The sequence below is a fragment of the Microcoleus vaginatus FACHB-2002 genome (genome assembly GCF_040004035.1).
In the GTDB taxonomy this organism is placed as follows: Bacteria; Cyanobacteriota; Cyanobacteriia; order Cyanobacteriales; family Microcoleaceae; genus Microcoleus; species Microcoleus vaginatus_C.
Genome location: NZ_JAMPLN010000044.1, coordinates 1 through 22,792 on the forward strand (window position 1 = coordinate 1; position 22,792 = coordinate 22,792).

The following is a 22,792-nucleotide window of genomic DNA, read 5'->3' on the forward strand; positions in this document are numbered from 1 at the left end:
GGTGCGCTGATGAGGAAACTGGTGCATTTGGCTTTTGGGATTTTAAAATCCCAAAAGCCTTTCGACCCAAATTATTTACTCGCGACCCCTTGACAGTTCAAGACAGTATCTACAGGAATTAATGAAATAACTTATGACAGAACTACTTCAAAATTTGCCAACTCAACCTCTATCCCCGCCCCCAGCTTGGCTAATTCAAGCTGTCAGAAACCATGCACCAGAACTCCCCGGAAACTATGCCGCCACACTTCTCTGGTATAGAGGAATTCAAAACCCCGAACAAATACCCGGTTTTTTAAATCCCCAACTTTACCAACCAGCAAGTCCCTTTGAGTTCGGGCTAGAAATGAACTGGGCGATAGAAAGAATCCAGCAAGCACGAAACAGCGGCGAAAAAGTCGCAATTTGGGGAGATTTCGACGCCGACGGCATTACCTCAACCTCGGTACTTTGGGACGGACTGGGAGAATTTTTTGCTCAAAAAGACCAACTAATTTATTACATTCCCAACCGCTTAACCGAATCTCACGGACTCAATGTTCCGGGAATAGACGCTTTAGCAAAATCGGGAATTAGGTTAATTATTACCTGCGATACCGGCAGTACAAACATCGCCGAAATCGAATATGCGACTAGCTTAAACATCGATACAATTGTCACCGACCATCATACATTACCGGAAGAGCGCCCGCCAGCTACAGCCATTATCAATCCCCGCTACTTTCCCCCAAACCACCAACTATTTAACCTTTCAGGAGTGGGAGTCGCTTACAAATTAATTGAAGCATTATATCACACATTACCGGATATTCCGCAGCGCCCGATCGCAGATTTATTAGAATTAGTAGCGATCGGCTTAATTGCCGATTTAGTCCAACTCACAGGAGACTGCCGCTACCTAGCACAACTCGGAATCGAACAACTGCAAAAACAACTCACAAATCCCACCCGCCCAGGAGTTGCAAAATTGCTCGAACTGTGCAAAAGATCGGGCGATCGCCCAACCGACATTTCCTTCGGACTCGGCCCCCGAATCAACGCCGTCAGCCGCATTCAAGGTGACGCCAGCTTCTGCGTAGAACTCCTCACCAGCCGCGACAAAAAACGCTGCGAAGAACTAGCAAATTTAACCGAAATTGCCAACAGCAGACGTAAATCTTTACAAAAAGATGTTGCCAAAGATGCCGCCAATAAATTAGCCAAACTCGACCTCTCAACTACTAGCGTCATCGTCCTCAGCGACCCGCAATGGCCTGTAGGAGTATTAGGATTAGTAGCGGGACAAATCGCCCAAGAATACGGCCGCCCCGTGATTTTATTCAGCACAGAAGGAAGCGAAGAAATTAACGAAAATACCCCGGAAACGCAATTTACCTCTTTCTTAGATTCACAAGCACAAACACTTTTCCCATCCAAAATTGCCAGGGGTTCGGCGCGTTCCGCCAATCAAATCGACCTTTACCAATTAGTCAAAGACCAAGCGCATTTATTGCACAGATTTGGCGGTCATCCCTTCGCCGCCGGATTGAGTCTCCCCGTTGAAAATATCCCCCTATTTACCGATGCGGTAAATCAGCAACTGCGACAACAATACAGCACCGAGAGTTTAACAGCCGCCCCCGTTCAAGCCGACCTAAAAATTACTGTCTCCGAATTAGGCAAGGACTTATTTCAAGAACTAAAATTGCTCGAACCGTGCGGCATGGGCAACCCCGCACCCAAATTGCTGATTGAAAACTGCTGGTTTGACAATCTGTGGAATCAAAAAATTAAGGATTTGAAAGGGCAAAAAGTAGAATATATCAAAACAGAATTTATAATTAGGGACGAATCTACCGATACGGGATTTCCCGGCATTTGGTGGGGACACAATCAAAACGAAGTTCCCCAAGGCCGCTGCGATGTCACCGTCGAACTCGATTTTAATACTTACAAATCGCGGTATGAAGTGCGTCTCGTAGCAGTGCGGGAACGCACGGAAGAGAACCAAATCAATTCGCTGACTAAAATAGATTGGATCGTAGACTGGCGCAATACAAATAATGATGAAGAGTTGTTAGCAGCCAGCACAAACTTAGAATCTCAAATGCCGATCGACAATCTAGTTTACCATTCCGAAAAGGTCGATCGCGAAAACTCGATCGTCCTCAAAGAATGCCCCGCAAGCTGGGACGAACTGCGGATATGGTTTCGCCAAGCACAGCACACTCAGAAAAAACTCGCGATCGCCTACACATTACCTCCACTCGTACCCCCACAGCAAATCTGCCAACAGCTAATCGGCATCGCCAAATACCTCAGCCGCACCAACAAACCCGTCACCAGACAGCAACTCCGCCAAAAACTCGGCATCAGTGACACATCGCTGCAACTAGGGTTCAAAACCCTAACATATCTCGGTTTCAAAATCAATTATCGCGATCGAGCTTTCCACATCACCAGACAACCCGAAACCGCACAGCAGCAAGACGCGCCTGATCAAATCCCCAAATCCTTATTAGATAGTCAATCCCTCCCATCCTCCATGCCAAATTCCCCCATCGCCGCGCGTTTTGCAGCGCAATTCCTAGCAGCAGTCTCCGAAGAACAATTCCGGCGGAAATATTTCTGTGAAGTACCCCTGTCCACCATTGTGTCGATCGCGCGAGAAACCGTTTTCCAAGAAGATTCTACAGCAATTCCCTTCTAACTGAGATATTGCACCATTGTTAAGAACGGACTCTCCGGCCCGTTCCACTCATGAGATAACTTTGCTTATGGGTTACACGCGCTGTTACCACTGGTGGGGCTGGCTTTTGGACCCTGAAGCGAGAGAAATTTTTGTGGGTCTGGCTTAAGAGGTCTATTCCTGACACGGCGGCAACATCTCAGTTCTAAGAAATATCTTAGTTCTGAATTCATCCCGATAAAATAAGGCATAGGGCAATGCGAGTTATCCGTTGCGAGTCAGGCCCAAAACTCATAACTCCTAACTCACAGCCCAAAACCCAAAACTCCCCACCGCCAAACTCGATCGCCCATCTCCAATTTTAAACCCCTATGCTTCTCTGTCCCCGCTGCCAATTTGAAAATCCCAATCCAAACAAGTTTTGTCAACAATGCGGAAATTCCCTAATTTACAAACCTTGCCACGAATGCGGTGCCCAAGTCGCTTTTAGCGCCAAAGAATGTCAGAATTGCGGCGTCACAACAGGTCAAGTGTGGCGGGCCATTATCTGCGGTCGATCGAATTTTCCAGCAGTCGAACCAGACGAGTCAACCCTACCTCCAGCCGAGTTTCCCCAAAAACCAGACATCGTTCCACAAACTACATCGCCCCAAAACTCTGCTGAACCAATCACAGACGCCATTAAAACAGAAATTACCACCCCAGCCGAACCCCCAACAGCAGTCGAATCAACTTCTCCACTGACCGAAGTCGCCGAATTAATCAGCCCAGAAATAGACGCTGTGGTAGCGGTGGGGGCGATCGCACCAGCATCCTTTCAAACAACAGAAAAATGCTCTACTACAGCACCAGAGCGCGAAATAACCCCATCTCAACAGAATTTTACAACCGCACCACAGCCTAAACAAATCCAGGAAGCAACCGAGAACCCCCACAGCCCAAACATAGCTGACACCTCCCCTCCATCTCCAGAAGTCCCCGTCCCCAATTCAGAATATTTAATCCCTTCCCAGCCAGCCGGAGCTTATTTAGACACTCAGCAGCGCTACCAACTCCTAGAAACTGTGCCGCCGAGAAAACGCTCAGACACAGTAGCAGTAACAGTATTGGACTGTCAGCCGCTGGAAATGTCACCCCTCAAAGCCATGCTAGCAGCCAACTCTGCCAGCGTCGCCAGACGAACATCCCCCTATACCGCAGCAATCAAAGGCGGAGAAAATTCAACCAATCCCGCCTTAGCAGAGCTTTGCCAAGGCATAGCTGAACCTTATCTGGCACTCCGGTGGCAATTCTCTCAAAACCTGCCAGTCATTCACGATAGCTGGTCAGACAACGAACAGGCAGTCCTGCTGCTAGAAGACTGCTCCCAATGGCCGCTGCTGGTAGAACGCTGGAGTCAACCCGAAACTTCCACCCAGCAAATTTTATACTGGCTGCACGAAATGACAGAACTCTGGGCTGCCCTAGAACCCTGGCGCTGTCGGCAAAGCTTGTTGGAACTGACAAATTTGCGAGTCAACCCCGACTCTTCCTTTTCCTTGGCTTCTTTGCGACTGCAATACCTCTATCCCGAACCCGCCGGCTCCAACCTGCAACTGGTAGATTTGGGGCAACTGTGGCAGGTGATATTTAGCCAGTCCGATAGTCGCACTCAGTTTGGCGCCTTGCTCGAACTGCTGCAACAAATGTACAGAGGCGAGATTAACACAATCGAAGAATTGCGATCGCGCCTAGAAACAGTTCCCCTCGAACTCCAACCCGCACCTTCACCAAGCTCAACCCCGACGCGCAGGCCTTTCCGCGGCCCCGACGAGTCGCCCCCGGACGTTGGCGAGGTCTTAACCCAGCCCATGCCACTCCAGATTTACAGCTTAGAAGACGCAGGCCTCACCGATGTTGGCCGCACGCGCGACCACAACGAAGACTTCTTCAGCATCTGGACTCAGCTAAACAAACTCGAAAGTTCCTTCGGTCGCATTTTTCAAACCAAAGGGCTTTACATTCTCTGCGACGGCATGGGCGGACACGACAGCGGAGAAGTAGCCAGTCAACTAGCGGCTGAAACTCTCAGAGAATTCTTTCAAACCCGTTGGGAAAATCAACTACCTCCGGCAGACACCATCCGCGAGGGAGTCCTGCTAGCCAACAAAGCCATCTTTGAAATCAATCAAAAGGACGGACGCTCCGGCAGCGCCCGCATGGGTACAACTCTAGTCGCAGTCTTAGTTCAAGACACCCAATTCGCCGTTGCCCACGTCGGCGACAGCCGCCTCTACCGACTGAGAAAGGGACAAACCCTAGAAAAAATCACCTCCGACCACGAAGTAGGTCAGCGCGAAATTAAGCGCGGGGTTGACCCGGAAACTGCTTATGCCCGTCCCGACGCCTATCAACTAACTCAAGCCCTCGGCCCGCGAGACAGTAATTTTCTCAAGCCTGACGTGCAGTTTTTAGACTTGTGCGAAGATACCTTATTAATTTTGGCTTCCGATGGCCTGACAGATAATGATTTGTTGGAAACTCACTGGCAGAACACTCTCGAACCCCTATTCAATGCCCAAGCCGATCTCGACCAGGGAGTTGCCCAGTTGATTGAACTGGGTAATAAACGCAACGGTCACGACAATATCACGGCAATTATCATTCGGGCGCAGGTAGGCGCATTTCGATTTTAGAATTTGGATGCTGCCAACTTTTTCAAAGGTGGCACATTCCCCCTGTGACGGCATGGGTTAAACCTGCAACTGTTGCAGAGAAAAAAAACAGATTCTGCCATTTCCGGGCAACGTTTTACTGCTCGCTCTGTTTTCTAGGTATCCGGTGTTAAAACAGCTTCGGTTTGAGTGTTCAAAAAATGATTACAGACCCATACGATTGCAAAAAAACTGTGAAGTACCAACCATTTATCCGTAGCTTTAATTTTTAGATTTTCTTCCGGGAATCTACCGGAAAAAGTGGCTTGATAGTAAGTGGATTCATCATAGTTGAAAGAGCTTTTACTTACAAAAATAGTTAGTATAATGAAAAAAAATTAACTAAAATGAAGTGATTCAGCAGGCGGGCTGATGCAAAATCTGTTTTATACTTGATCGCTATCGTGGCAAGGTGGGCATAGGTGGGAAGTGTCAGCCCTACATATATGTGGGGCTGACATCACAATCTGCTGCTACATCAAATTTACGTAAAAGTTTAGCGATTGTTTACTTAGTTTTTGTTGTTGCAATTGTTAAATTGATCGGCTGTGTTTTAAGGAGCCATCGACCCCTCACCAATTTTATGAATAATTGTTCCCAAAAAACTATTTATAAATTCATGCTTTATGCAATATTTAATCACAATCAGGATATTATAAAGGTTTAGTGAAACTCACCTGTAAAGCTCATAATTAATTTTTAATTTCTAATTTTTCAAAGCCCTACGCCCCTAATCTGTAAATTTCCGCCAACTCTCACTGCCACATCAGGGAGTTCAACCACATCAATCGAAAATGCTGCTGACTCTTTTAGATCCAGACAAACAGACCCCCCTGCAACAGTGGAGTTTCGAGAGCGAATCCATTATTCGCATCGGCCGCTCTCCTGAAAATCACGTTGTGATCCCCAATGCTCTAGTGTCACGGCAGCATCTGGAATTGCAAAGAGTTAATAGCGGGAGATCCAGCCAGTGGTACTTAGTCAATTCCGGGACAAATGGCACTTTGGTGAACGGTATTCTCATGTCTCAGGGTTGGATATCCGACGGTGCCCTGATCCAGTTGGCGCGGGGCGGCCCAATTCTGCATTTCCAAGTGGTTACTATTGAAGTCGGTGGCAAAATTGAGGCGAACCCCACCGTCAATCTCGTGGCACCGAGGTGTACCCACGCGGGAAACCCGCCGGGGAATTTATTCTGCATCCACTGCGGCGAACCGATTAAAGTCGATCGCACAGTCCGTCACTACCAAGTGCTGAGAACTTTGGGCCAAGGCGGTATGGGAACAACGACTTTAGCCTGGGATCGAGATAAAGCGAAAGCTCAACAACCCGGAAGTTCCCCCGCAGCTTCTCTGGTAGTCCTCAAGGAAATGAATGCTGATATGGCTCAAATAGTCAAAGCTCAAGAACTGTTTGAACGTGAAGCTAAAACTCTCAAGGCCCTCCACCATCCGGGAATTCCTCAGTTTTTTGACTTTTTTGTGGAAGGCGGCAAAAAATACTTGGTGATGGAAATGCTCCACGGCGAGGATTTAGAAAAACGCATCTACAACCGCGGGCCTGTTGCTCCCCAACAAGCAATAGAGTGGATGATCCAAACCTGTGAGGTTTTGGACTACATTCACTCTCAAAAACCCCCGATCGTCCACCGGGATATTAAACCTGCTAATTTGCTGGTGCGCCACCGCGACAATTGCATTACAGTGCTGGATTTTGGTGCTGTTAAAGAAATCGGCACTCCTCCAGGGACTCGCATCGGCGTTGAAGGCTACACCGCACCAGAACAAGACCGGGGACAACCTCTCCCTCAGTCGGATTTATATGCTATTGGGCCTACTTTGATTTTTTTGCTGACGGCCCAAAGCCCTCAAAACTTTTACGGGAAAATAGCTGGAGGTTATGGGTTTAAGCTCGAAAATATTCCGACGATCGCCCCCAAACTGCGGGAGACCATTTTGCGAACCACGGCAGCTAAGCCTGGGGATCGCTTTCAAACTGCTCAACAATTAGCTCGAGCTTTAGCAGCTTCGGTTTAATAGAAGTCAAAAGTCAAAAGTCACAAATCAAAAGTCACCAGTCATTAGGAAGAGGGCAAAGGGAAGAGGGAAGAGGGAAGAAGCTAGCAACGGAAATTTATGAAAGAAAATTTACCCGATCGCCTAGAAATTTCTCTCCGACACCCCAGTCCTCCGTCTTCTCTGTTATTCTTCGTCCCAAGCTTCTACAGCTATCAACTCGCTCACGGGGTCTTGCATAGAAAAATCAAACTCTAGCAATTGCTGTTTCCAGTACGGCCATTCGTCGCCGTAAAGCAGAGCAATTTTCCAAATACTGTCTGTCGGTTTGATAATGTCAGACGTGACGAGAGAATGCACCTGACGCTGGAACTTAACCATCGGCTGTATCACCTTCTGGCTCATAATACCTCTTGAATTGTTTAAATCTTGTGTAATTACCACTTCCCAGCGCACACTCTTTATCGCAGTTTCGCCAAGAACAGTCTAGCCAAGATACGTGTAGATTTTAGTCGGGAAGCTACATATTCAACTTGTATCTCAACACTGTTCGTTTTGACAAGGCCCTATAAGTAAGACTGAATAGTCAAGACCGACTTCAAAGAATTAATCATCTGTGAAATGTCGCACTGTATGCTGTCGATCGGCAGTGGAAGGTTTGCCGCCTCAATTGTTTCCACATAGTAGTAGATGCAAGGGCTGCGTTCGGCTTGTTCTTGAAAAGGCTGAGTTTGCGTAGGAGAAACTGCAACTACTGCGCTTTCGCTGCTACAGCGTAATTTCCGCTTTCCTGCGGGTAAACCACACCTGTTTCACCTTCGACGCTGGGTTCGCTGTGAGAGTGGGATGTGAACTACATAAACTGATTATAGCTCTACTCACCGCAAAAGCGATCAAAAATTGTTGGATACTGTTGATCGCCACCCCTAAATGTCGATCGAACATTCAAAGGCGACAGCAGGGCGGGCGTACAAACAAGTTCCCAACCCATCGTCCGTCCTGATTGAGTCAATCTAAAATCTAAAATCTAAAATCTAAAATTGTATGACTTGGACAAGGCGACACATTCTCACTCTGGCTGATTTTACCTCGGACGAATACGATACGGTGCTGCAAACAGCAGCCAGTTTTCGGGAGGTGCTCGGCCGCCGCACGAAGAAAGTGCCGGCCCTGCAGGGTCAAGTGGTCGCGAATTTGTTTTTTGAACCTTCTACCCGGACTCGCAATAGTTTTGAGTTGGCGGCGAAGCGGCTGTCGGCGGATACGCTAAATTTTACGCCGGGAAGTTCTTCTCTGACGAAGGGGGAGACTATTCTGGATACGGCTAAGACTTATCTGGCGATGGGAACGGATTTGATGGTGATCCGGCACGAACAAGCTGGAGTTCCCAGCACGATTGCTTCGGAAATGGATCGCTTGGGTTCGAGAGTCAGCGTTCTCAATGCTGGAGACGGCCAGCACGAACACCCATCGCAAGGTTTGCTAGACTTATTTACTATTTGTGCTCTGTTAGATACCGAAAGTCCGCGGCTGGAACTTTTAGCGGGCAAAAAAATTGCTGTGGTGGGGGATATTTTGCATTCGCGGGTGGCTAGGTCTAATATTTGGAGTTTAACGGCTTCTGGGGCAGAGGTTCATTTGGCTGGGCCGCCAACTTTGCTACCGCTGTTGTTTGCTGAGTGTGGCGATGGTAGGGAAGGTAAGTTATTTTTGCATTGGCAGCTTGAACCTGCTTTGGCCGATGCTGATTTTGTGATGACTTTGCGACTGCAAAAGGAACGGATGAGCGACCATTTGCTGCCGAGTTTACGAGAGTACCATTCTTTGTACGGGATTACGCGCGATCGGCTCAAACTCTGCAAGCCTGATGTGAAGGTGTTGCACCCAGGCCCAGTTAACCGCGGCGTGGAAATTAGTTCGGATTTGATGGACGATGCCCAGTTTAGCCTGATTTCTCAGCAAGTTACCAGCGGCGTGGCGGTGCGAATGGCATTACTTTATCTCATCGGCGGCGGTAAAGTTTAGGCTGTTAGTTGTTAGTCTTGAATTTTGGATATTTGATTATTTTCAATTTCCATCGCCTCTTTAAAATAATCGTTACCCAGTATTGCCGGGTAACGATTAAAACTCTTTCTAGAAATGTAAAGTGCTCTAGTTAAGAGTTAGGAAAGCCAGGACGCAGACACCCAGCCACCACCTTTCAGTTGGGCCCAGCCGTGTTTGTAACGACCGGTCAATTTTACGTGGTCTCCATAATATAACTTGCCGATTACATGAGAACAGCTATCGGGGCGGTTGCGGATATTCAGTCGGCTGCCATTCGTGACAACTTTGGCGTAGCTGTGATGGCCGTGATGGCTTTTCTTGCCGCAGCGGGAGTAGCAAGCGGCCTGGGCTTCGCCACCGACACTCAGAACAGATAGGGCTACTGCCATACCTGCAACGCCTATCCATGCCGAATTAGGAATTTTCAAGCCCAGTTGGTCTAACGACTTGACTTGGAGTTCGGACTCTGGAGATTCATAAGCAACAAAAGAGTGGCTCAATGCTAGTGCTTCCATAGTTTCCTCGTGATTGTTGTTAACCTTTCTTGGTACAGACTCAGGTCAAAACCTCAATTAACAGCCCAAATTATTAACTTATGTTTCATAAAAGCCACAAAAGGGCGTTAAGGTTTTGCTTTTGCCGAGTATTGGCTAATGTTCCTGAACCCTGCACAGGTATATCATGTCATTTATGTAGCTTTCCGGAACAAAAAAATAAATAAAGTTTACATCGGCTGCTAAAAATTTTGCCGACGCGGATCAGAAGTCCGGGCAGAATTAAACTTAACTGTGTCATTCAAAAGGGAAGAAAGTAATCGTTTGGGGTTTGAGATTGCTTGTACTGAGTTACGAATGACACCACTTAGTGGGTGTGCTTATTTATTGAGTTGCTACAGCAATACTGGCAGTTAATTTTATCGAACAAGTATTTTGGTCGTCTTCAAGTACGGTATGAATTGGGTTGTGGTGAGTCATATTGTAGCCGATCGCACTCGTGCAGAAGTTCGGGGCGATGGCTTCGGACCCTCGGCCGTGCTACGAGATGTGGCTCAAGATTAGCCACCCCGTTTCCCGGACAAGGATGCAAGACAAATCCATCGCGACTTGATTTGTGTCAAGATCGATCAAGTTCTCCAGCACCACTTCTTTCGCAATGAACTCCTTCGCTGCACTTTCGATCGGCACAATTCCTCAACGCCATGAATCAGACAGCTTCGCCATTACCATAGCGCCGTTGTCTGTAGAGGAAATATACGCTTTGGCAGATGACCCCGCGAACGGAGCCGTGGTAATAATGAGCGGTACAGTCCGCAACCAAACTGACGGTCAAGCAGTAGTTTCCCTAGAATATCAAGCCTACGAACCGATGGCAGTGCGAGTATTCCAGCAAATTGCTACTGAAATCCGCCGCCAGTGGGCCGATGTCAATCGGGTCGCTATTCACCACCGCGTCGGACACTTGCAGGTGGGCGAAATCAGCGTATTGGTGGCTGTTGGCTGTCCCCACCGGGGGGAGGCGTTTGCAGCTTGCCAGTACGCCATAGATACGCTCAAACACAATGTACCGATTTGGAAAAAGGAACATTGGGCTGACGGTTCTAGCAGTTGGGTTAGTATTGGAGCGTGCGAGGTTGTCGGGCATTAGTCAATCGATTTGAGATTTGAGATTTGATATTTAAGATTGAAGAGGGGAACTTGTTACGATCTCCTAACGTCAAAAAGTGTGGAATGTTCGATGAGCCAATTCCACCGATGAGCGACTTTATTTCCGTGTCCTGGTCTGCGGTTGTGGCGACCGTTCAAAGAGTGCAATTGCCAGCCGAAAAACTCTCTAATTATGACTTGGTGTTGCGTTGTCAGGAAGGAAATCGACCTGAGAGCACTGCCTTTTCAGAACTGTTGAAGCGGTATCAGTCCCACGTAGACAGGGTACTCTATCATTTGGCCCCTGACTGGCAAGACCGAGCAGACTTGGCTCAGGAAGTGTGGATTCGGGTCTACCGCAATATTAACCGTTTGCAAGAGCCTGTTAAATTTCGGGGCTGGCTGAGCCGCATCGCCACTAATTTGTTTTACGATGAGTTGCGGAAGCGCAAGCGGGTGCGAACTCCGCTGTCGCTGGACGTACCCCGTGCTCTGGAAGATGGCGAGGTAGATTGGGAAATTCCGGCCGACAGTCCGGGGCCTGATGAAGATTTGACGACTAGAGAATTTTACGACCAGTTGCGGGTGGCGATCGCCGATTTGCCGGAAGTATTCCGCACGACAATTGTTTTAAGGGAAATAGAAGGTTTAGCCTATGAGGAAATAGCCGAAATGACCGGAGTTTCTCTGGGAACTGTCAAGTCGAGAATTGCTAGAGCTCGCCAAAGATTGCAGTTGGAATTGCAAAAATATCTCGATGGTAATTAGCAAAAGTAATTTCAGAGGCGGGTTAAGAAGATTTGGTGATGTTTGCTGTCACATCAAAACTTCTCTTTTAAAATATAAATAAGCAGTAAATCATTCTAATAGGGAGGGCATCCTTCCCCCAATTAAAGCAATTGTGAAATATGAATTATAACTTTGAATCGGATAAAAATCAGAATCAGCAAGGTATCGGGGATTCACTCGCTGAAACTCAAGCTAACAACAATTATCCCCAGGGGAATGTAACTACTATGATGCGCGATCGCTTTGAATTGCTGAGTGCCTACCTCGACGGCGAAGTGACGGCTGCAGAACGTCGGCAAGTTGAGGACTGGCTGACAAATGACCCCACTACAAAACGTTTGTACTCGCGACTGCTGATGATGCAGCAGAGTTTTCAGGCAATGCCGGTGCCTGCTGCCGAACAATCTGCCGAGGAGTTGGCGACGAAGGTTTTGCAGCGGGTGGAACGCAAGCCGAAACAAACTTGGATTTTGGGTGGAGGTGCGATCGCAGCTTTGTTGATTGGGGTGGTGTCTGGTGTCGGTGGTGGCCGCCAATTGTTTGCTCCCCAGTTTGCTCGATCGCCCCTTCCTGCTGAATCTGACGGTTTGATTATGGCTTTAAACGAGCCTCTGGTGGAGATTGTTAATCCCAACGATTTGATGCTTGGCGTGAATGCACCGATAATGGATATTCCCAAAGTTGATGTAGCAACCCCTCAAAAGTCATTGCCAAAGGCGCAGTAGAATTTCTGTTTTGAACATAACTGAAGTGGCTAAGCTCCCTAGAAAGGGGAGCTTTTTGCTGTTTGTCCCAGTGTTTCAAGGTTGATATATCCTTTGACACTTTCCTGGCTTGGAATGACCTATTGTGGGGCGATCGCATCTTGATATCGGAGTAGGTAGCGAGTGGAATTAGAGCGGGCGATCGCACTTGTCACCGATTGTTTGCAGATTTGCGATCGGCAACAGCAATGTCCCCTCAATTTCCTGCCGCACAGTAGGAGATAAATTACAACCGCTATTGAGGCAATATACCAACAATTTATTAGCATCGTAATACTTCCTGAGCAATGACTTTTGCTGTTCGCTGAACAGCCAATCGTGACCTATATTGCGATAGTAAATGATGATTTGTCTTAATTCCCTAGTCCAAACTTGTCCGTTAGCTTGCCACCATTCCCTAAATATTTCCTTGTCACCATCAGGGTGAGGGAGTTCTTTCTTAAGTTTTTGCAGTGCTTGCATCAGTTCAGGTTCCACAAGAGGGACAAGAAGAATGTCGTGGGCAAGACTAAGGGCTGGGCCAATAGCACCGTGGAGTACAAGCAAAATGGCAAGGTCAAGGGTAAATTCAACAGCAGGGTCAAAGGTATGTTTAACCGCAAGGTAAAGGGCTGGGTCAAGGAAACGTTCAGGGTTACGATTAAGAGCAAGCTCAAGGGATGGGAGAAGGGAAAAGTAAAAAAATCTCACTGCTGCAGGTTTGTACGGAAAATCAACAGAAAGGGATTTTTGATTTACCCACAGTAGGAATTGCTGTAACTGCTCATCGTCAGCGACCAGTCCATCAACTTTTTGTTTCATTAACAGTAACAATTCATCAGCTGGTAGTGCCCTGAAGGAAAGGATAGAGTAAGCTACTATTAGAGAGAAGTGTTTACGATTAGTGATATGACAGTAGAAATTCCCCATTGTCCTAATTGTGGCTCAGAAGCAGTCAATCGTAACGGTCAAACTCGGCATCACAAACTTTCATTACAAATGTCGAGAATGTGGCCGTCAATTTGTTTTGAATCCGACCTGAAAAGCTATTACTAAAGAACAAGAAGAGTTAATGTCACGGATGCTACTTGAACGTATTTCCCACGCCGGGATGCTCGGATATTACAAGTGTCAGAAGATACAGTACAGCGCTACGTAAATGCCGCTTCTGTTGCTGTTAAGAAGCAAGTGGAGGTGAGTGCCAAGCCAAAAAAGCGCTGGAGTGTTCAGATGGATGAGCTATGGTCGGCAAGTCGATAATAAAGGAAATCATCAGTTGGTATGGCTGGCATTGGATGCCCAGACTAGGGAAATTGTTGGTGTACACATTGGAGATCGTAGTGCAGTATCAGCTCTTGCTTTATGGAATTCAATGCCACCAGTTTACCGTCAATGTGCAATAATTTATACCTACCATTGGAGTACTCACGATTCTGTATTGCCCAGCAAACGTCATGGCGCCGTGTAGACAAAGATAGTGGTTGTACTAGCTATATCGAGCGCTTCAACTGTACTATTCGACAACGAGTATCTCGGTTGGTAAGAAAGAGCTTAGCCTTCTCTAAAAAATCAGAAAATCATATTGCTGCAATGAGGGCGTTTTGTACATCATTATAATGATAATTTACAACTCCAGATGCCTACTTTTATTTGAATTCGGTTGATTTTTTGATCCTTTCCTTCAGGGCAGTACCCTCTGTTAAAGAAGTGGCTTTTGGCGTGGTCATAACTGCATCCATCAGCTCAAAGGTGGCATCTTTGGCTTGACCTAGCATTTTATAGGCTTGTTGACGAAATTCTCTCAAGGCTTCACAATTCATGGCAGGCAGATTTGAGGTTTTTTGCTAATTCTCAATTTTCTGCCTTTAGGAAGCCTGTCCCCATCACAGGCTCCCTTTTCTTTCCCTTGTTAGTCTAAACTCCAGTGACTATTTACCAATGCAAAACCTGCTAAATATTCTGTCGAGCACTGATTCGGTCACTTCTTCGCCCGTAACTTCCCCCAATGCTTGAATTGCACCGCGCAAATCTATTGTCCAGAAATCTAAAGGCAATTTGTTGCTAATAGTATCTGTGCATTGTTCTAGAGACATTTTAGCTTTAGTTAAGGCTGCTGCTTGCCGCTGGTTGATGGCTATATCTGAGTTTGCTGCTTGCAAATTTCCCCCGCTGACAGCATCTAAAATTGCTGTTTCTAAGTCTTCTATGCCTCGATCGAGGGCTGCTGCTGCGGTAACTATACGGTGAGTTTCAGAGGAAAAAGGTAGTTCAGGGATGGTGTTTACTAGGTCGATTTTGTTGATAATTATAATTAGCTGGCGGTGCTTTACTTGTTCGTAAATTTCCAAATCTTCCTCTGTCCAGCCAGATTCCGCGTCAATTGTCAACAACACTAAATCGGCTTGTTTTGCTGCTGCGCGCGATCGCTCAACGCCAATTTTTTCTACCTTGTCTTCGGTTTCTCGAATGCCTGCAGTATCGAGCACCTGCACCGGAATGCCGGCCACAACTAGCTGCGATTCTACCACGTCCCGCGTCGTACCGGGCAAATCCGTGACGATCGCCCGATCGCTCTTACTCCACGCATTCAACAAACTCGATTTTCCCACATTCGGCCGCCCGACAATCGCTACTTTCAAACCGGTTCTCAACAATTCTCCGCGATCGGCGGTTGCCAAAATTGTTGACAATTCCTCCAAAACATGATTTATTTCCAAAGAAGTTTTAGCTTCATCTAAAGGCGGCAAATCTTCCTCAAAATCAATTCTCGCCTCAATTTCTGCCAGCACGTCCAAACAAGTTGTTCTCAATTTGCGAATTGGCTGCGCTAATTTTCCTTGCAAACCAGCTAAAGCACTTTGTGCAGCAGCGGGCGATTTTGCTCCCACCAAATCTGCAATACTTTCAGCTTGAGTTAAATCCAGCCTCCCGTTCAAAAAAGCCCGCAGCGAAAACTCTCCCGGCTGGGCCAATCTCGCCCCATTTTCCAAACACAACTGCAAGACTTGCTGCACGGCCATAATACCGCCGTGACAGTGAAATTCCACCACATCTTCGCGAGTAAAAGAACGCGGTGCTTTCATGATTAGCAGCAAAGCTTCATCGACTAATTCTTCAGTTTTGGGGCGGCGGATGTGGCCGTAAAGAATGCGGTGAGACTCCCATATTTGCCGTCCTGGGGCGCGAAAGAGAGTTTCGGCAATTTTTAAGGCTGCGGAACCGGAAACTCGCACAATGCCGACGCTGCCTTGTTGGGGAACTATGGCAGTGGCGATCGCTGTGATCGTTCCTCCTTTTGTTAATGATTCAGACATTTTTATTGTTCACACATTTAAAAGTTCTCTCAATTTCCTGTTTTTGAGTATCAAGCAATTGCTTCTCGGTATTCGAGGATATAAATCTCTGGTTCGTCATTCAAAAAAATTAAATTTCCGCCTTTTTGGGCAAGCTGCACGAGTTTCTGAGCCAAAGGGCAAGGGAGATGTTTTAATCTTTTTCCTGCGATCGCTAATTGCTCGCAGGCTTCGAGAGACCGGATAAATTGAATTAGAGATTCAACCAGTTGTACTTTCATTTGAGTCACCTCCGCCCCGGTTGTTAAATTATACAGTTTTCATTGAGAGGATAAACAATTTCAGCATTTTTTTCCTAAGATATTAGAAGAGCGTGGTCACCGCGCTGGACTTGGCTAGCCAATCCGATCGCCCGTTTGTCCAGTCAGTCGATTTTAGATTTTAGATTTTAGATTGACTTCACAAATGAATCGGGTAGCTTGAACTGGGGTCTAAAATTTTGGGAGGCTAACGACTCCTGTCGGAAAGCAACTATCTGTTTTTGGGTGGGAGTCAGGGCTCGATCGAACTTAAATTACTCAGCCAAATATTTTGGCTATTCTGATTTCATGCGATAATGGAACATTGACAGGGTAGAGGGCAAAGCATGATTGGTCAACTTCTAGACAGACGTTACCGCATCATTAAAGTCACAGACTCAAGTGAGGTGGGAAAAACTTATCTAGCAGCAGATACTCACCGTCCGGGGTATCCGCAATGCACGGTTAGAGAAATGCGGCTACCCGGCACAAGTTCGCAAACTCCAGAATTAGTCAAAGTTTTATTTCAAAGAAACGCAGAAATAATTGAAAAATTGGGGAAACACGACAAAATTCCCGAATTATTGGCGTATTTTGAGGAAAATCAAAGTTTATACTTAATTGAAGAATTTATTGCCGGCTCACCTTTAAGTCAAGAATTAATACCCGGTCAACCTTGGGATGAAGACCAAGTAATTTGTCTGCTATCAGAAATATTAGAAATTTTGCTGTTCATACACGATAAAGGTTTCATTCACCGCAGAATTCAACCAGACAGAGCGATCCGGCGCGAGTCAGACGGCAAATTTGTATTGGTAGACTTTAGCTTAGACAAAGAAATTAACCCGGAACTTGCTAACTGTCATTTGTTGTCGCAAACTTCCCCGAATTCTGTTAAACGGCATGAGGCAAAAAAACAGGATTTGGCGGCCCAGGAGTTATACGTGCCGATCGAGCAATTGAACGGCAACCCCCGTTACAATAGCGACATCTACGCTCTAGGTACGATCGCCCAGCTTGCCGTGACGGGACTCTCACCCAACGAACTGAGTGCCTTAAAAAACAACAAAAACGAAATTCCCTGGCGAAACCGAGCAACTTGTTCGCCTGCCCTAGCAGATATTATCGATCGAATGGTGCGCCCTGACTGCGAGGAACGCTATCAGGAGGCGGCCGAAGTTTTAGCAGACCTCAAACAAATCGCCGTAAAATTGGAGGTTGAGCCGCCGCCAGCCACAATCATCACGCACCCTAGGAGTCAACCGCGAAGACAAAGCCAAACCAAACTGCTGCTGTTGGCTGCAACAGCGGCAGCTTTAATCTTAACGGCACTGATAATTTACTTTTGGCAGAGTCAAAGTCCGGCGAGGTCAAAAGAATTGTTAGCCCGCGGTGTTAACAAGGCGCAGCAAGGTGACACAACAGGCGCGATCGCCGATTATACTCAAGCGATCGCCCTGAATGCCAGCGATGCGGAAACTTACTACAAGCGGGCAAACGCTCGCTACGACATGGGCGCAACCGAGCAAGCAATACAGGATTACACGCAAGCAATTAAAGTAAATCCTAGCCACACCAAAGCTCTGTACAATCGAGGTATGGCCCGCCTCGAAATCGGGGACAAGCGGGGGGCAGTAGAAGATTTCACCCAAGTAGTGCGACTGCATCCCAGCGACGGTGAGGCTTACTCTCAGCGGGGTTTAGCCTACTACGATTTGGGCGACTACCCCCAGGCAATGGAAGACTACACTCAAGCAATTCGGCTCAGTCCCAACGATGCTACAGCTTACAGCAATCGGGGTTTAGCTCGATCGGCGGCAGGCGACAAAACAGGAGCAATGGCAGATTTTACTCAAGCCCTTCAAATTAGCCCCAAACAAGCTGGCGTATACTACAGTCGTGGTCGAGCACGGTTTAATCTGGCAGATTATCAAGGAGCGATGGAAGATTATACTAAGGCGATCGAATTGCAACCAGATCTCGCTGATGCTTATACCAATCGGTGCAGCGCTTACTTGAATTTGGCCACCTACGATAAAGCGATTGCAGATTGCACCGAAGGAATTCGCCTCGATCCAAAAGATGAAGCAGCTTACAACAACCGCTGCATTGCTTATCTAAATTTAAAACAATTTCAAAAGGCCAGCGAAGATTGCAGTTTGACGATCGGACTCAACGGCAACAATGCCAAAGCATACAGCAATCGAGGATTAGCTCGATCGGCTTCGGGAGACAAGCAGGGAGCTTTAGAAGATTTTACTCAAGCAATTCGACTCAATCCTAGCGATGCAGTAGCTTACAGCAATCGCGGTACTATTTACTCAGAACTAAAAAATTACCCTTTAGCGGTTGAGGATTTCGCTCACTCGCTGCGGCTCAACCCCAACAATGCTAGCGCTTTTTACAGCCGAGGCCTCGTCCGCCGCCAACTCAAAGACCGTGCTGGGGCGATCGAAGATTTTCAGAAAGCTGCAACCCTCTTTCTCGAACAAGGAAGAGCCGATGGTTTCCAAAACGCACAATCACAAATCAACGACCCTAAATAAAATATTAGTCACCATTCAGATGTTAAAAAAAGAAGAAAAAAGGGAGAAGGAAGAAGGAAGAAACAAGAAGACCCAATTACCAATTCCCACTTACCAACTTCTCGTTACCAACTCCCCGTTACCAATTCCAAATTACCACCTCCCCGTTACCAATTCTCACTTATAGATATGAACATGGTTGGTCAACTTTTAGACAGGCGTTATCGCGTAGTGCAAATTCTCAGTTCAGGAGCTTTTGGACAAACTTATTTAGCTGTCGATACTCGCCGACCGGGCCACCCTCAATGTGTAGTCAAACAACTGCGCCCTCCCAGCAACACTTCCACCGTTCTCAAAACAGCTTATCGCTTATTTAAACAAGAAGCAGAAATATTAGAAAAGCTGGGAAAACACGATCAAATTCCATTTTTACTAGCTTATTTTGAAGAAGCCAATCAATTCTACCTCGTCGAAGAGTTTGTCCCCGGACACGCCCTAAATAGGGAAATTGTGGCCGGTCAACCTTGGCGAGAAGAACGAGTGCTAGATCTGTTGCAAGAAGTGTTACAAGTTCTCGCCTTCGTACACTCTCAGGGAGTGATTCACCGCGATGTTAATCCCTCCAACTTAATCCGCCGCAAACCAGACGGCAAATTAGTTTTAATTGACTTCGGTTCGGTTAAAGAAGTTGCGAGTCATGTCAGCGAGTACGATACAGAATTTCCGCGCACCATTGCTACTGGAACTCCGGCTTATATGCCGATCGAACAATTTCAAGGCAACCCGCAATTTAGCAGTGACCTCTATGCAGTCGGGATGATGGCAGTCCAAGCTATCACTGGTTTACCCGGTACGGATTTGCCAAAATTGCAAGATCCGAGTCCTTCTCACACGGGGGAAATTGTGTGGCGAAACCGATCTCAATGTTCTGTGGGATTAGCCAATATCATTGACAAAATGGTCTGTCACCAATTTGCCAAGCGCTATCAATCTGCGGATGAAGTTTTGCTAGCTCTCAGCAAGTTGAGACACCGCCAAGATCCTGTGAATACGGCTCACAAGAAAAGTATTGCTCCCAGCTTAATGTCTTCTGATAGTTTTTATTCACGTTTGGGAAGTCGATTTTGGTTGCTGATTTTGGCGGGCGTCGGGGCGGCGATAGTTCTGATATTTCTGTTTAGTTATTGGAGTCGCCCGAATCCGCTTAAAGCTAAGGAATATTACGAACAGGGAGTGGAAAAGTCTCGCAATCAAGATGCGGCGGCCGCTTTGCAGGCTTTTAATAAGTCAATTCAATTGAATCCTAAAAATGCTGAGAGTTTTTATCAGCGCGGCAATGCTAATTATGATTTACAAAAGTATCAAGAAGCAATTGCGGATTATTCTCAAGCGATCGCTCTCAATCCTAAATATGTTCAGGCTTATTTTAACCGTGGCCTAGCCCGTCACGATTTTAACGACAAGCGCGGGGCGATTGAGGATTACACTCAAGCTTTGAATCTCCAGCCCAGGGATGCTGATACATATTATGAAAGAGGAGTTGCTTATTTAGAACTGCAAGATTACAAGATGGCTATTCAGGATTTTAACGAAGTAATTCGGTTGCAGCCGAACCTTGTTAAAGCTTATCATTCCCGGGGGTTGGCTCGTGCTGGGAGCGGCGATTTGCAGGGGGGGATTGGAGATTATACTGAGGCAATTAAACTTGATGCTAAGAATGTTGATGCTTTCTACAGTCGGGGGAGAGCTCGCTTTCACCTAGGAGATTATCAGGGAGCGTTGGCGGATTATTCTCAGGTAATTGCGATCGAGCCCAAGAGTGGAGATGCTTACGCTAATCGTTGTAGCACGCAGTTGAATTTGGGAGCGCATCAAGCGGCAATTGACGATTGCACTCAGGCAATTTCGCTAAGCGAGGAGGATGGGGTTCCTTACAACAATCGCTGCATTGCTTATTTAAATTTGAAGGATTATCCGAAAGCAATTGCCGATTGCACTCAAGCGCTGAGAGTGAATCCGAATGATTTTAATGCTTTTAACAATCGTGGTTTAGCTCGCAGCGCAGGGGGTGACGCGCAGGGGGCGATCGCAGATTTTACAGCAGCAATCGGGTTCAACCCCAACAATGCTGAAGCTTACGCCAATCGCGCTAAGATTTATCAGGAGTTAAAGAATTACAATAGTGCGATCGCAGATTACGTGCAAGCTATTCGGATCAGTCCGAATTATGCTGCTGCTTACTACGGTAGAGGCATGGTTCGCCGCTCCTTGGGAGACAAAGCAGGAGCAATTAGCGATTTAGAAAAAGCCGGCAAAATGTTTCTCGATCAAGGACTTACTGGCGGCTACAAAGATGCACAATTTGAGATTGAAAAGCTCAAGTAGTCAGTTGTTAGTTGTTAGTTGTTAGTTGTTAGTTGTTAGTCAACAGTCAACAGTCAACAGTCAACAGTCAACAGTCAACAATGCCCCCTGCCCAATTCCCTTTAAGAGTTTTGAAGTCGCTTAACCAATTCATAAAATGGTTGCCAATTATCCTCAATAGCTATGGACTCCCAAACAGCCTCAATCGTCGGTCTCAACAGCGATTGTTCGGGATTGTGCCTCCGCAAACAGTCCGCCATTTTGTCCATATCATCCGCCGACAAACTTTGCAAAACGTGATAATAAAACTGCCGCCAAGGTGCTATCAATTCCGCCGGTTCCGCCTCAGCAAAAATTAGACTAGCATCATCTCGCCAAGTGCGATCGAACTGTCTTCGCAGTTCAAAAAAGAAATCGTGATACTCAACTTGAGACTCCGCCAGCATTTTAATTGTCACCTTCAACAACTCATCTCCCTCCGCCTCTGGCAAATCCTCAAATCCCAATCTATTGAGCATCAACTGCCGATAAGCTGCATTATAATAATCGCCAAACTTTGCCAAACCCGCATCCATATCAGCTTGAGGAATCGCCGCTGCTAGAGGTTCCTGGAGTTTCTCTAAATTGTCCCTACAAATCAACGGTTGATTCCCGTAACAATAAAGACCCGAATAGTCAAAATAAGCTGCTGTAAATTCCGGCTTGTAAGTTGGGATAAAAGCGAAAGGCCCGTAATCGAAACTTTCTCCCGTAATCGACATATTATCAGTATTCAGCACGGCCTGGCAAAATCCTGCTGCCATCCACTGAGCGACTAATTCAGCTACTCGCTTGACTAAATCTGCATAAAATAGCGCATATTTTTCGACCGACGAAACACCCGCATTACTTGCTTCTAAATGCAGTTCTGGATAGTAATACTCAATAACAAAATCTAAAAGTTTTTTAGTTAAATCCGGCCTGCGGATATAGTGCAACCTTTCAAAAGTTCCAAACCGGATGTGAGAATGACTGAAACGCACCATTACGGACGATCGCGTGGGTGATGGTTCATCGCCCCGCCACAAAGCCTCGCCCGTTTCAACTAAACTAAAACACCGAGATGTCCGAACTCCCAACCGGTGCAAAGCTTCGGCGGCTAAAACTTCGCGAATTCCTCCTTTGAGAGTGAGTCTACCGTCACCGCCCCGCGAGTACGGAGTGCGGCCGGAACCTTTAGTGCCGAAGTCGTAAAGTCTGCCGTCAGTCCCGCGAACTTGGCCGTATAAGAAGCCTCTACCGTCGCCTAAATTCGGGTTGTATGTGTTGAATTGATAGCCGTGATAGCGAAGTGCCAAAAAAGGGCGGACGCAGTGAAATTCGCCGAACGCTTCGATGAAATGTTGGTCAGTTACTTGTGCGGGGTCTAAACCCAATGTCGGCAATAATTGGTCATTGCGGAAGCGGAGAATATGCTGCGGAAAATCGGCCGCAGTGACTTCATCAAAATAGTCGCCGCCGAGGGACTCGAGGGCTGGTTCGTAGTTGAGGGAAAGCAAAGGATTTGACATTTTTCTATTTTATCTTGAAATTGGCGATCGCTCCAAATTATATACAAGTAAGGTGCGGACTGCATTGGTGCCACAATTGCCTCAGACCTTTTTTCTCTCTCGTTTATAGCCGAGTTCGATCCCCTCCCATCTCCGGGCTTTTTCATGCTCAAATTTTAACCAAG

Annotated in this window: 16 protein-coding genes and 1 pseudogene; 10 read left to right on the top strand and 7 right to left on the bottom strand. The window is 46.8% G+C overall.

From position 1 onward, the window contains the following. Positions 1–133 precede the first annotated feature (133 nt). The 3 genes from NDI35_RS25530 to NDI35_RS25540 all read left to right on the top strand — a co-directional run bounded on the left by NDI35_RS25530 (position 134) and on the right by NDI35_RS25540 (position 7,397). Positions 134–2,689, top strand: coding sequence for a single-stranded-DNA-specific exonuclease RecJ (locus NDI35_RS25530; protein WP_445315169.1), 2,556 nt, complete (start codon positions 134–136; stop codon positions 2,687–2,689). A gap of 350 nt (positions 2,690–3,039) precedes the next feature. After that, positions 3,040–5,343 carry a serine/threonine phosphatase gene (locus NDI35_RS25535; protein WP_445315170.1) on the top strand — a complete coding sequence of 768 codons (2,304 nt, stop codon included), beginning with the start codon at positions 3,040–3,042 and terminating at the stop codon, positions 5,341–5,343. Between the two features lie 812 nt (positions 5,344–6,155). After that, entirely contained in the window at positions 6,156–7,397 is a 1,242-nt protein-coding gene (locus NDI35_RS25540) for a protein kinase domain-containing protein (RefSeq protein WP_445315171.1), read from the top strand. Between the two features lie 165 nt (positions 7,398–7,562). Here NDI35_RS25540 and NDI35_RS25545 read toward each other — a convergent pair whose 3' ends face one another. Further along, positions 7,563–7,781, bottom strand: coding sequence for a DUF4327 family protein (locus NDI35_RS25545; RefSeq protein ID WP_193973492.1), 219 nt, complete (start codon positions 7,779–7,781; stop codon positions 7,563–7,565). A 639-nt stretch (positions 7,782–8,420) separates the two neighbouring features. Here NDI35_RS25545 and NDI35_RS25550 point away from each other — a divergent pair. Continuing rightward, positions 8,421–9,401, top strand: coding sequence for an aspartate carbamoyltransferase catalytic subunit (locus NDI35_RS25550; RefSeq protein WP_445315172.1), 981 nt, complete (start codon positions 8,421–8,423; stop codon positions 9,399–9,401). 137 nt (positions 9,402–9,538) lie between these two features. Here NDI35_RS25550 and NDI35_RS25555 read toward each other — a convergent pair whose 3' ends face one another. Continuing rightward, positions 9,539–9,937 carry an SH3 domain-containing protein gene (locus tag NDI35_RS25555; RefSeq protein ID WP_445315173.1) on the bottom strand — a complete coding sequence of 133 codons (399 nt, stop codon included), beginning with the start codon at positions 9,935–9,937 and terminating at the stop codon, positions 9,539–9,541. Between the two features lie 637 nt (positions 9,938–10,574). Here NDI35_RS25555 and NDI35_RS25560 point away from each other — a divergent pair. The 3 genes from NDI35_RS25560 to NDI35_RS25570 all read left to right on the top strand — a co-directional run bounded on the left by NDI35_RS25560 (position 10,575) and on the right by NDI35_RS25570 (position 12,579). After that, a complete protein-coding gene (locus tag NDI35_RS25560; RefSeq protein ID WP_445315174.1) occupies positions 10,575–11,066 on the top strand; it encodes a molybdenum cofactor biosynthesis protein MoaE in 492 nt (163 codons plus the stop codon). Between the two features lie 107 nt (positions 11,067–11,173). After that, positions 11,174–11,833 carry a sigma-70 family RNA polymerase sigma factor gene (locus NDI35_RS25565; RefSeq protein ID WP_006631278.1) on the top strand — a complete coding sequence of 220 codons (660 nt, stop codon included), beginning with the start codon at positions 11,174–11,176 and terminating at the stop codon, positions 11,831–11,833. Between the two features lie 140 nt (positions 11,834–11,973). Further along, positions 11,974–12,579, top strand: coding sequence for an anti-sigma factor family protein (locus NDI35_RS25570; protein WP_445315175.1), 606 nt, complete (start codon positions 11,974–11,976; stop codon positions 12,577–12,579). A gap of 168 nt (positions 12,580–12,747) precedes the next feature. Here NDI35_RS25570 and NDI35_RS25575 read toward each other — a convergent pair whose 3' ends face one another. Beyond that, a complete protein-coding gene (locus tag NDI35_RS25575; protein WP_445315176.1) occupies positions 12,748–13,527 on the bottom strand; it encodes an NACHT C-terminal helical domain 2-containing protein in 780 nt (259 codons plus the stop codon). Here NDI35_RS25575 and NDI35_RS25580 point away from each other — a divergent pair. Continuing rightward, positions 13,507–14,251: pseudogene (locus tag NDI35_RS25580) on the top strand (IS1 family transposase). The gene NDI35_RS25575 and the pseudogene NDI35_RS25580 sit on opposite strands and share 21 nt — an antisense overlap. Here NDI35_RS25580 and NDI35_RS25585 read toward each other — a convergent pair. From NDI35_RS25585 to NDI35_RS25595, 3 genes are all read right to left on the bottom strand, one after another. Then, positions 14,244–14,417, bottom strand: coding sequence for a hypothetical protein (locus tag NDI35_RS25585; protein WP_445315177.1), 174 nt, complete (start codon positions 14,415–14,417; stop codon positions 14,244–14,246). The pseudogene NDI35_RS25580 and the gene NDI35_RS25585 sit on opposite strands and share 8 nt — an antisense overlap. A 108-nt stretch (positions 14,418–14,525) precedes the next feature. Beyond that, entirely contained in the window at positions 14,526–15,911 is a 1,386-nt protein-coding gene (mnmE, locus tag NDI35_RS25590; protein WP_445315178.1) for a tRNA uridine-5-carboxymethylaminomethyl(34) synthesis GTPase MnmE, read from the bottom strand. Between the two features lie 50 nt (positions 15,912–15,961). Beyond that, complete coding sequence (locus NDI35_RS25595) at positions 15,962–16,171, bottom strand: hypothetical protein (protein ID WP_445315179.1); 210 nt, start codon at positions 16,169–16,171, stop codon at positions 15,962–15,964. A gap of 365 nt (positions 16,172–16,536) precedes the next feature. Here NDI35_RS25595 and NDI35_RS25600 point away from each other — a divergent pair, with 365 nt between their 5' ends. Then, on the top strand, positions 16,537–18,735 hold the full coding sequence (locus NDI35_RS25600; RefSeq protein ID WP_445315180.1) for a tetratricopeptide repeat protein: 2,199 nt from the start codon (positions 16,537–16,539) through the stop codon (positions 18,733–18,735). A 174-nt stretch (positions 18,736–18,909) separates the two neighbouring features. Beyond that, the gene (locus tag NDI35_RS25605) at positions 18,910–21,099 is read left to right on the top strand and encodes a tetratricopeptide repeat protein (protein ID WP_445315196.1); all 2,190 of its coding nucleotides are present in this window, start codon (positions 18,910–18,912) and stop codon (positions 21,097–21,099) included. A 101-nt stretch (positions 21,100–21,200) separates the two neighbouring features. Here NDI35_RS25605 and NDI35_RS25610 read toward each other — a convergent pair whose 3' ends face one another. Further along, entirely contained in the window at positions 21,201–22,628 is a 1,428-nt protein-coding gene (locus NDI35_RS25610) for a protein adenylyltransferase SelO (RefSeq protein WP_445315181.1), read from the bottom strand. Between the last annotated feature and the right edge of the window lie 164 nt (positions 22,629–22,792).